The 3,185-nt window shown below is 72.9% G+C and carries 3 protein-coding genes and 1 tRNA gene; 3 read left to right on the plus strand and 1 reads right to left on the minus strand.

Annotated features, from left to right (window positions below; genetic code table 11):
- Positions 1–1,252: cryptochrome/photolyase family protein (locus AN218_RS22070; protein ID WP_107421534.1), on the plus strand; the 1,252-nt coding region annotated here is incomplete at its 5' end.
- A gap of 160 nt (positions 1,253–1,412) precedes the next feature.
- Here the strand turns inward: AN218_RS22070 and AN218_RS22075 are convergent.
- Positions 1,413–1,485: transfer RNA gene (locus tag AN218_RS22075), tRNA-Ala, on the minus strand.
- Between the two features lie 127 nt (positions 1,486–1,612).
- On the opposite strand from AN218_RS22075, the gene AN218_RS22080 reads away from it, so the two are divergent.
- Positions 1,613–2,167, plus strand: a complete 555-nt coding sequence (locus tag AN218_RS22080; RefSeq protein WP_070018633.1) for a helix-turn-helix domain-containing protein — start codon at positions 1,613–1,615, stop codon at positions 2,165–2,167.
- 31 nt (positions 2,168–2,198) lie between these two features.
- Positions 2,199–3,185: serine/threonine-protein kinase (locus AN218_RS22085; RefSeq protein WP_070018634.1), on the plus strand; the 987-nt coding region annotated here is incomplete at its 3' end.

Raw genomic sequence — 3,185 nt, forward strand, 5'->3', positions numbered from 1 at the left:
CGTGCACGCCGCCGGGTTCGACGTGCCCAACCGGCGGGCCTTCCTCGCGGACTGCCTCGCCGACCTCGACGAGGGGCTGCGGGAGCGCGGCGGGCGGCTGGTGCTGCGCGAGGGCGACGTCGCCGAGGAGACATGCGCCGTGGCGGCCGAGTGCGGCGCCGGGCAGGTGCACCTCGCGGGCGACGTGAGCCGCTACGCCCAGCGGCGCGAGGAGCGGCTGCGGCGCCGACTGGCCGCGGACGGGCGGGAGTTGTGCGTACACGACGCGGTGGTCACGGCCCTGCCGCCGGGCGAGGTCACGCCGTCCGGGCGCGGCCGCGACCACTTCGCCGTCTTCACGCCCTACTTCCGTCGGTGGACGGAGGGAAGCCGGCGGACGGTGCTGAAGCCGCCGCGCACGGTACGGGTGCCCCGGTCCCTCGCCTCGGCCCGCCTCCCGTCCCGTGCGAAGGTGAGCGGGGTCTCGCCGGGGCTCGCACGGGGCGGCGAACGCGAGGGCCGTGCGCGCTTCGAGTCGTGGCGGAAGGGCCCGATGGCGGCGTACGCGCAGCAGCAGGACGACCTCGCGGGCGACGGCACCTCGCGGCTCTCTCCGCATCTGCACTTCGGGACGCTCTCGCCCGTCGAACTCGTACGGCGGGCCCGGCGGAGCGGCGGCGAGGGCCCGGACGCCTTCGTACGCCAGCTCGCCTGGCGGGACTTCCACCACCAGGTGCTGGCCGCCCGTCCCGCCGCCGCATGGTCCGACTACCGTCCGCACGGCGACAGTTGGCGCCACGACGAGAAGGAGGTCGCGGCCTGGCGCGAGGGCCGCACCGGCTACCCCCTGGTGGACGCGGCGATGCGGCAGCTCCTGCACGAGGGGTGGATGCACAACAGGGCGCGGATGCTCACGGCGAGCTTTCTGACCAAGACGCTCTACACGGACTGGCGGATCGGTGCCCGGCACTTCCTCGACCTGCTCGTGGACGGCGACGTCGCGAACAACCAGCTCAACTGGCAGTGGGTGGCGGGCACCGGCAACGACACCCGGCCCAACCGCGTACTCAATCCGCTCACCCAGGCCCGGCGGTTCGACCCGGACGGTACGTACGTACGCCGCTGGGTGCCCGAACTCGCGGGCGTGGACGGCCCGTACGTGCACCGTCCCTGGCGGCTTCCCGAGCGGGAACGGGCCGCGCTGGACTATCCCGAGCCGCTGGTGGACCTCGCGGAGGGCGCGGACCGCTTTCTGCGGGCCCGCGGCCGATGACGGCGGAGCCCGTACGGGAGGCGGCTTCGCGCGGGTGAAGAGCGCCGGGGGAAGCGGCGGCGGACCCGTACGAGAGACCGCGGATCCGCGCCGTCCCCGCGTACACACGACGAGGGCGGCCCGCCGCGCGCTCACCGCGCACCGGGCCGCCCTCGGACCGTGGAGCCTAGGGGAGTCGAACCCCTGACATCTGCCATGCAAAGACAGCGCTCTACCAACTGAGCTAAGGCCCCGCTGGGCACAAGAGTACCGGCTCCCCCGAGTTGATTCAGACCGGGTATCGCCCGCCGTCGGCCGCTCTCCGTAGGATGCACGCAAGTTCGCGTCAGCGAAGTGCCAGGGGAGTCCAGGGGAGACGTGATGGACGCAGCACAGCAGGAAGCGACGGCCAAGGCACGTGAGCTGCAGAGTCAGTGGTACGGCGAGCCGCTGGGCACGCTCTTCCGCCGGCTCATCGACGATCTCGGCCTCAACCAGGCCCGGCTGGCCTCGGTGCTGGGCCTGTCCGCCCCCATGCTCTCGCAGTTGATGAGCGGGCAGCGCGCGAAGATCGGCAACCCCGCCGTCGTACAGCGGGTGCAGGCGCTCCAGGAGCTGGCGGCGGAGGTGGCGCGCGGCGAGGTCAGCGCCGCGGACGCCACACAGCGCATGGACGAGGTACGGCGCAACGCGGGCGGCAGCGTCCTCAACAGCCAGGCGCAGACGGCCTCTTCGGGCACGGCGTCGCAGACGCCGGTCAAGCGGGTGGTACGCGAGATCCAGGCGCTGCTGCGTTCCGTCTCCGACGCGGCGGACATCCTGGACGCCTCGGCCACCCTCGCCTCCACACACCCGGAACTGGCAGAGTTCCTCCGGGTGTACGGGGCGGGGCGCACCGCGGACGCCGTCAAGCACTACGAGTCGCATCAGAACTGACGGGCCGCACAGGCTCAGGGGGGCGCACGTCATGGGTGAGGTGTTCGCCGGGCGGTACGAACTGGCCGACCCGATCGGACGCGGCGGGGTCGGCGCGGTCTGGCGCGCGTGGGACCGGCGGCGCAAGCGCTATGTCGCGGCCAAGGTGCTCCAGCAGAGCGACGCACACTCGCTGCTGCGGTTCGTGCGCGAACAGGCCCTGCGCATCGACCATCCGCACGTCCTGGCACCGGCCTCCTGGGCCGCCGACGACGACAAGGTCCTCTTCACCATGGACCTGATCAGCGGCGGTTCGCTCTCCCATCTCATCGGCGACTACGGGCCGTTGCCGCCGCGCTTCGTGTGCGTACTGCTCGACCAGCTCCTCGCCGGGCTCACCGCGGTGCACGCGGAGGACGTCGTGCACCGCGACATCAAGCCCGCCAACATCCTGCTGGAGCCCACCGGCAAGGGCCGTCCCCATCTGCGTCTCTCGGACTTCGGCATCTCGATGCGCAAGGGCGAGCCGCGGCTCACGGACACCAACTTCGTGGTGGGCACGCCGGGTTACTTCGCGCCGGAACAACTCATGGGCGCCGAGCCGGACTTCACCGCCGACCTGTTCGCCGTGGGGCTCGTCGCGCTGTATCTGCTGACGGGGGAGAAGCCCGACTCGATGGAGATGGTGGCCCGTTACGAGCACGGGGTGCCGCCCGCGCCCGAGCGCGTACCGGAGCCGCTGTGGCAGGTGCTGGGCCAGCTCCTCCAGCCGGACCCGCAGCACCGCTTCCGTACGGCGACGGGCGCGCGCAAGGCACTCGCGGCGGCCGCGGAGATGCTCGACCCGGAGGGCACGGGCGAGCAGGAGGTCATCGAGGTCTTCGACCAACTGGGGCCGCTGCCCGAGGGGTTCGGGCCGGAGGGTCCGGTGGCGCCGGGCGGCGCGGGCGGCGGAGCCGCGTCCGGGCCCGCGTCCGGGCCCACGTCCGGGGCACCGTCACAGACACCCCCGGCACAGGCACCGTCGACGGCGTCGCCG

The sequence above is a fragment of the Streptomyces nanshensis genome, assembly GCF_001751255.1.
GTDB lineage: Bacteria > Actinomycetota > Actinomycetes > Streptomycetales > Streptomycetaceae > Streptomyces > Streptomyces nanshensis_A.